This window comes from Petrachloros mirabilis (assembly GCF_975968855.1).
This window is the reverse complement of sequence record NZ_CDLUDY010000247.1, coordinates 1-6,808: the sequence shown is the minus strand read 5'-3', so window position 1 is coordinate 6,808 and position 6,808 is coordinate 1. Positions and strand designations below refer to the sequence as shown.

The window sequence follows — 6,808 nt, the reverse complement described above, 5'->3', positions numbered from 1 at the left end:
GCCGTGGCCCTTGGTATTTATCTGCCTCTGAAACTCTCAGCCGCCATCTTTGTAGGTGGTCTGATCTCGGCCATCGCCACGAGAGCAGCGGCGGGTAGTGATCAATCGTCAAAAAGCGGGCTCCTCTTCTCGGCGGGTTTGATTACCGGTGAAGCACTCATGGGCATCATGCTGGCAATTCCCATTGCGCTCGCCGTACTGTGGCCAGAAGTCAGTTCCGATCCATTCACCGTTTTTGCCTCCCCGCCTCTCGGCGGCTGGCCCGGTCTCTTGATCGTCGCGATGGTGGGATTGGTTCTCTATCGAATCGCAACAGGCTCGGCACGAAAATAGCGATGAGTCACCGGCAAGTAGATTACTCGAAGGTGTCTGACTGCCTAGTCCATCACACCTTGCAATCCCTGCTTTCTTGCCCAGGATCGAAACAAGCCTCCAACCCATCGAGCCGTTTCTGTGCAAGATTCCATGAAAGACGATCGAGCATGCATGTAGCGCCCGGCTCATGAGGAGTCAATTGTGTGCCTGAAGGCACAGAATATGCTTTGGCCATAAAATTTCCCTGGAGGCGTTTATCCCAGTTGACAGACGTCCCCGCCAGGCGTATGAAGAAATTGGTGTCTGATCCTGGATGATCCGGAAGAATCCTACAACCATGAGGAGGTCAATCATGGAAGACCTCAGTCCACCGGATCTCAACGGCCCGCCAAGCTAGAGGCGGGTATCTTGTCGGTCACGCGAGCCACATCTCCAAAGGCAACACCATTTCCCGCGTAGGGAATACCACAGCCGATGAGCCATCGCGGAGAGTCGAGGCTCAAGTGAGGAACACAAGCGACCGGGTTACATAAACCTGTCCCCGGCGAGTAGCCTTCAAGCCCTTATCTTGCGCGGGTCCTCTCGTTTCACAGAACGTTCATTACATTTAGATATAGCGTCCTAAGCGCTCATCACGGGCGACTGTTCACCGATCATCCAAGGTCGCCCGTGATGTATATGGATTTGAATATAATATGGTGCGGAGCAGTCAGGTGAGGAAAGAGCGGTAGTGCGGAGCACCCCTCAGGCATGAGAGGAACGTTCGTGGCCTAATTCGAGCACAGGAGGGTACGGGAGTGTTTTGGGACACGCGCCATCCTTCACAGAAACCGGACCGTCTCTGTTCGTTCTGCGGACAAAGTGAGCGTGCCGTTGGCCACCTCGTCGAAAGTCCCATGGAGTACACCTGCGACTCCTGCAGGAACGCCTCCACGCTGTGGATTTGCGAGGAGTGCATTCAGAGCTGCTCCGCTTCCTTCGGACAAAACAATGGGGCACGTGGCACGTCCCCGACCCTCCCGTCGGTCATTCCCAAGCCGGCAGAAATCAAAGCAACGCTCGACGAATATGTGATCGGACAGGAGCGCGCGAAAAAAGTCCTCGCTGTCGCAGTCCACAACCACTACAAGCGCATTCTTAACCGGGACCGGCTCAAACACGTCGATCTCCAAAAGGGAAACATTCTGATGATCGGCTCGACGGGGACAGGGAAGACGCTCCTGTCGCAGACGCTGGCGCGAATCCTTCACGTCCCGTTTGCCATCGCTGATGCCACCACCCTGACGGAAGCCGGCTACGTGGGCGAAGACGTCGAAAATGTCGTGCTGAAGCTGCTTCAGAGCTGCGATTACGATATCGCCCGCGCTGAAACCGGCATCATCTACATCGATGAGATCGACAAGATCAGCCGGAAATCTGAAAATCCGTCACTGACACGCGACGTATCGGGCGAGGGCGTTCAACAAGCGCTTCTCAAACTGGTGGAAGGGACGATCTGCAACGTGCCGCAGAAAGGCGGGAGGAAACATCCGGAGCACGAGTACATCAGGGTGGATACCACGAATATTCTGTTTATCGCCGGGGGTGCGTTCGTGGGACTGGATCAGATCATCGGCCAACGAACCATCCCCAAGCGATTAGGATTTGAAGCCCAGGCTCCAACCTACGTGATCGACGGACACACTGAAATCCTCTGTCAGGTGCGATCCGAGGATTTGTTGAAGTTCGGGCTCATACCGGAGTTCGTGGGCCGATTCCCAGTTCACACAACTCTGTCCGATCTCGACGTGCCGGCACTCATTCGTGTCCTCACTGAGCCTCGTAACGCACTCGTGAGACAGTATCAAGCCCTTTTCGACCTCGAAGGAGTAGACCTTAGATTCACGGACTCCGCAGTGAAAGCCGTCGCTCGACGTGCTGCCATCATGAAAACCGGGGCACGGGCCCTACGCACGATACTGGAAGAGATTATGCTCGATCTCATGTACGATGTCCCCTCGCGTAACGGGGTCAAATCCGTAGAAATCACGGAAGACGTCATTGTCGGGACCGGACAACCCCACATCCTCACCTAGAACGACAAGACACCGTACCTGTGAACAATCCCTCATCCGTTCGCGCTTCAGGTTGTCTCGCGAGCGCACACTTCTCCGTTGAGGACCGGCAGCCTCACCGCAGACCAAAAGGCGAACGGTTTTCGCATTGCCTGAGAAACACCTCAAGAACGGGAATCGATGAGGTCAGGCAGCTTGTCCAACCTTCTTGGCACTACTCACTCTCGTATCGGAATAACGAGGCGTCTCCGACGGCTTCGACATGCGACGCTGTTCCGCTTCACTCTCATTCGCCATTGACCATGCCAGGAGCCACACGAGCGCACTCATCGTCCCGAGACCGATGATCTCGACCATAAGGCACCTCTTGTAGAACCAGACCCTTCGTCAACGCTGCTTCAACAACCAACTAGGCTGCGTGCCGGCCATGCGATGAAGAGTGATCGACAGCCTTTGACGAACGATCGGTCATGCGGCTCGATGCGTCGGATGACCCTTTCGAGTTGGAATACAGCATATCCATACACACAAAAAGGGTCACCACGAGCGCACCGAGGCCTCCAACGATTCCCCAATACACCTCCGACATACATCACACACTCCCGCGACTCACACGCGAGTCCCTGTTGCAAGCCCTTACGCTGCCGGGCGATACACCCACTTCGAGGCATTGCGCCGCATATCGGCCAGGGCCTTGGCTTCTCTTCTCATGGCGGACAGGAACACTCCCATAAAGAAGATAGCCGCCACTATGATCCCGCCCACGATAAAATAGCCCATCGACATTTCAGGCCAGGTTGCCGGCTTGGTGATTCCCACAGGCTTTTCTTGTGGGATCGGATCGATAGCCGCCAGTAACGTCAGCCGATCAGAGAGAGACTGGGAGCGAATAGAGGCGGTCACCAAGCTTGCCAGTTGTGTTTGATTGGCAGCTCGCCGCTGTTCCACGAAGTATTGGCCCTGAGCCAGTTGAACCAGTGCCGATCCTATCCGTTCCTGAAGCGCGCCGACTCGTTCCATATAAGTCCGGAACGACTCCACGATATTCCGCCCGAGTGTCGCCTGCCAGGTAGAGGTAAAGGCATCATGAAGCCGCTGCCCCCTCGACTCAACGGCACGAATCATCCTCTTGTTGTAATCCGCTAGAGCCAGATCAGCCGACAACACCCCGCTACGAACGCCTCGAGCCGTAAAATTGACGATCGCCTGCCCCATCACGCCCTGAACGCGGGCCTGATGATCGACCGGAACCGTTTCAGCCTTCTGCATGACAGCTGCGAACGGACCACCGGAGACCGACCGGAAATTCTGGTACGCCATCGTCGCACGATTCCATTCCGACGCGGATTGTGCGATCAATTCGTTCGCGCGTCTTTCAAAAATGGCTCCGTCAACCACAGCGTGGCCGATCACCGGCTGCAGCAGAGCCAGACCTGTTTCAGAAACAATAGACGCTTCCGTCGAGAGAGACTCGGGGACAGCGACCTGATAGGTTCCGTTGGCGGCGGTGAAGAACAGTAAGGCACCGAAGAGGATCGCGCACATGCCGACACCTATGACGATGTCGACGCTGGTGTAGCGGTACGACATAACACCCTCCTTTCGTCATCGGGCAAGTTGGCGCGCGGCAGACGCAATGCGCGGCATCTCGCTCGAGTCACAGAGAATAGTTGTAGATGAAGCCGGTCGGACTGGCGCACCGCCGCGGAAGAAGAAGAGAGCATCGCATGTGTCCGCAGACAGATACGTCGCGCGGCACAGAAAACAGACGATGCACCGTGGGTGAAAAGACGGGTCCGACAGGGAAGGAGACCACACCCGCCATTTGCAACTCGTTGGATTGCCCCTCCACGAACCGCCATGGCACTACCTCCGATCAAGGTAGTTCGTGATCACCCGATCACGCTACGCTTCGACCATACACGAGTCAAGACCCACAATCGAAACAGAGAACAATTCCTTCTTAATCTGGGGAATATCCTAGCCCCTCGGTTGAGGGGGATCGGATCCATGACAACCGTCCGATGGCCATCAATTCTTGATGTATCGAGATTCCACAGCACATCGTCTGCGGAACCCAACAAAACAGGAGGCGCTTAAGAATTCTGGATTATCGTCGTGAGGCTGGAGGCGTGAAGACTTCGTTGAGACCGCTGAAGGAGCCGCCGGGAGTCGGCCCGCCACTCATGACATGAATATGCCCCTGCGTCACCGCTGACCCGAGGCCATGACGAGCCGTCGGCATCGGCGCCATCGACAGCCAGGCATCGCTCGCCGGATCGTAGGCTTCGTTTTCATGGAACGTGCCCTTGGCCCCTTCACCGCCAAACACGTAGATGGTGCCATCCACCACCGAGGCGGTAATCCCGCTGCGGGCCGTTGGCAAATCGGCTACGCGGACCCAACGGTCTGTTGCGGGATCGTACTGTTCCGTCACGGCAAGATTCCGTCCGTAGTCGCCGTTCACTCGTCCGCCGATCGCATACAACTTTCCAGACGCAGTCGCAGTCGCCAAATGATCCCGTGGAGTCGGCAGTGGCGCACGAGCGGTCCAGGTGTTACTCGACGGATCGTAGACCTCGACTGCCGACGGATTCGCTTTCCTGTCGTACCCCCCGATCGCGTAAAGCTTGCCGTCGTGCTCCGTTACCGACAAAGCGCCACGGGCGGTCGGCATTGGCGCGCCCTCCTTCCAGCGATCTGTGGCCGGATCATAGGCGTACACCGTACCCACAGGACTCCATGTACTGAGGCCGGCCTGCGTGTAGCCGCCGATCACATAGAGTTTCCCTGCTACGACTCCGATACCGGCGTGATGCAGGCGAACGGGCAAAGGGGCTGTGGCCGTCCACCGGTCGGTGGCAGGATCATAAACCTCGACCTTCGGTGAAATCGCAAGATTCAAAATGTTGCTGAGCGATGGCTCTTCGAACCCACCGACGACGTAGATTTTGTCTCCCAGCATCGCCGCCGCTACCTCCGTCCGTTTCGTCGGCGCAGGAGCCGCCGTGCGCCACGTGCCTGAATCCGGCCCCGCTTGCACTGGCGTAATACACACAGCCAGTGCGAAGAGGCTCGCGATCGGAAGCGCCGTCGAGCATCTGTTCACAGCGAACATTCCCTCATCACTCGGAACTCACCACAATGTGAAAAGAGCCTACTCTTTCCGGAGACACCGGAGCAAGCCGGTGCGCACGATTGACAACCAAGATAGTCCTGACTTGAACCTGTTACTCGCGGAAAAATCCGACGATCAATCCTGCGACGCCGACGACCACGCCCAGGAACAAAAGAAAAGACTTCGTCTCGCGCAGACCCGACTCACCCGGCGGCGGCCAGTCCACGGACAGAGCCAGGGTAATAAAGACGGCACCGAGAACGACCAACAGCTTCCATCGCAGCGCCATATTCCACTTATGGTACTTAACGACCGCGCGCCGGGGGATCGGCACCATCACCGTCTTCTCACCGACGACCCCGACGACCACAGTCGAATCGTTGCCTCGTCTGACGCAAGTTCACGGAAGCGGGGGTTAGCATCTGGAAACGCACACGCTTTAAACGGATGGCCCTCCACACTCGATCTTTTCGGGTGGAGGAGAAAAACAACGCGGAGTCAGACCTTGAGGCTAGGGAATCGCCTTGGCCGATTTGACTTCTTTTGGTCTCCACTCTCGTGCAAGCCGCTGGGCTTCGGCAATCTGGGCCGGAGTCATCCGTGTGGCAAGAGCCTCACGAGCCGCAGCAGAACTTTCCTCTCCGCGTGCTGCCGAGAGGTTGTACCATTTGTGGGCTTGGATAAAGTCCTGGAGTACTCCTCGCCCCTGCTCGTGCATCAACCCAAGTTTTCCAAGACCTGCAGCGTTATCTTGCTCCGCCGCCTGGCGAAACCAGAACAACGCCATCTGAGCGCTCTGCGGAGCCCCATCTCCGTGGAGATACAACATGCCGAGATTGACTTGGGCTGCCGCGTCCCCTTTCTTCGCCGCCTTTTCAAACCACTGCTTCGCCTGCCGATAGTTCTGAGGTACACCCTTGCCTTCGTAATACAGCCGACCCATTTCGTTTTGGGCCGATACGTCCCCTCCTTCGGCTGACTTGAGGACCTCTCTCGCAGCAGCCTCATCTTCTGCGCGCATTTTCGCAGCCAAATCCTCGACAGGCTGATTGCTGGCGCAAGCCGACACGGAGAGGCAGACGATCGCCAGGATGAGAGATATGCTCAATCGGGACGAGAGGGGCCGACTGCTAATCATAGATCACTCTCCCTTTATTCCTACGAGACGTATTTCTCAAAAGTTACAGCCGGCAGAGATGCGCTGCCTGGCCTTCGTAAAAATTTTAATTGTAGGACGCCTGAGAACGATAACGCAAGCCTGCACCAGGACCTCCCTCTGTTATGATGTCTTTCGATCAAACCGCATGCCCCACTTTCTTCG

At 56.8% G+C, this 6,808-nt stretch carries 7 protein-coding genes; 2 read left to right on the top strand and 5 right to left on the bottom strand.

Annotation, left to right across the window (positions count from 1 at the left end; all coding sequences use genetic code 11):
- On the top strand, positions 1-333 hold a 333-nt coding region (locus tag ACWVCN_RS10250), incomplete at its 5' end, for an OPT/YSL family transporter (protein WP_455245558.1).
- Between the two features lie 779 nt (positions 334-1,112).
- Positions 1,113-2,390, top strand: a complete 1,278-nt coding sequence (gene clpX / locus ACWVCN_RS10245; protein WP_455245557.1) for an ATP-dependent Clp protease ATP-binding subunit ClpX — start codon at positions 1,113-1,115, stop codon at positions 2,388-2,390.
- 165 nt (positions 2,391-2,555) lie between these two features.
- Here clpX and ACWVCN_RS10240 read toward each other — a convergent pair whose 3' ends face one another.
- From ACWVCN_RS10240 to ACWVCN_RS10220, 5 genes are all read right to left on the bottom strand, one after another.
- The gene (locus ACWVCN_RS10240) at positions 2,556-2,726 is read right to left on the bottom strand and encodes a hypothetical protein (protein WP_455245556.1); all 171 of its coding nucleotides are present in this window, start codon (positions 2,724-2,726) and stop codon (positions 2,556-2,558) included.
- 279 nt (positions 2,727-3,005) lie between these two features.
- On the bottom strand, positions 3,006-3,959 hold the full coding sequence (locus ACWVCN_RS10235) for a hypothetical protein (RefSeq protein WP_455245555.1): 954 nt from the start codon (positions 3,957-3,959) through the stop codon (positions 3,006-3,008).
- A 520-nt stretch (positions 3,960-4,479) separates the two neighbouring features.
- A complete protein-coding gene (locus ACWVCN_RS10230) occupies positions 4,480-5,478 on the bottom strand; it encodes a Kelch repeat-containing protein (protein ID WP_455245553.1) in 999 nt (332 codons plus the stop codon).
- Positions 5,479-5,599: 121 nt separating this feature from the next.
- Positions 5,600-5,857, bottom strand: a complete 258-nt coding sequence (locus ACWVCN_RS10225; RefSeq protein ID WP_455245552.1) for a hypothetical protein — start codon at positions 5,855-5,857, stop codon at positions 5,600-5,602.
- A 141-nt stretch (positions 5,858-5,998) separates the two neighbouring features.
- The gene (locus tag ACWVCN_RS10220) at positions 5,999-6,625 is read right to left on the bottom strand and encodes a tetratricopeptide repeat protein (RefSeq protein ID WP_455245551.1); all 627 of its coding nucleotides are present in this window, start codon (positions 6,623-6,625) and stop codon (positions 5,999-6,001) included.
- Positions 6,626-6,808 lie beyond the last annotated feature (183 nt).

Excerpts from the sequence above, each read along its gene's own strand:
- ACWVCN_RS10240 (WP_455245556.1), bottom strand. The coding sequence starts at position 2,726 with ATGGTCGAGATCATCGGTCTCGGGACGATGAGTGCGCTCGTGTGGCTC.
- ACWVCN_RS10235 (WP_455245555.1), bottom strand. The coding sequence starts at position 3,959 with ATGTCGTACCGCTACACCAGCGTCGACATCGTCATAGGTGTCGGCATG.
- ACWVCN_RS10220 (WP_455245551.1), bottom strand. The coding sequence starts at position 6,625 with ATGATTAGCAGTCGGCCCCTCTCGTCCCGATTGAGCATATCTCTCATC.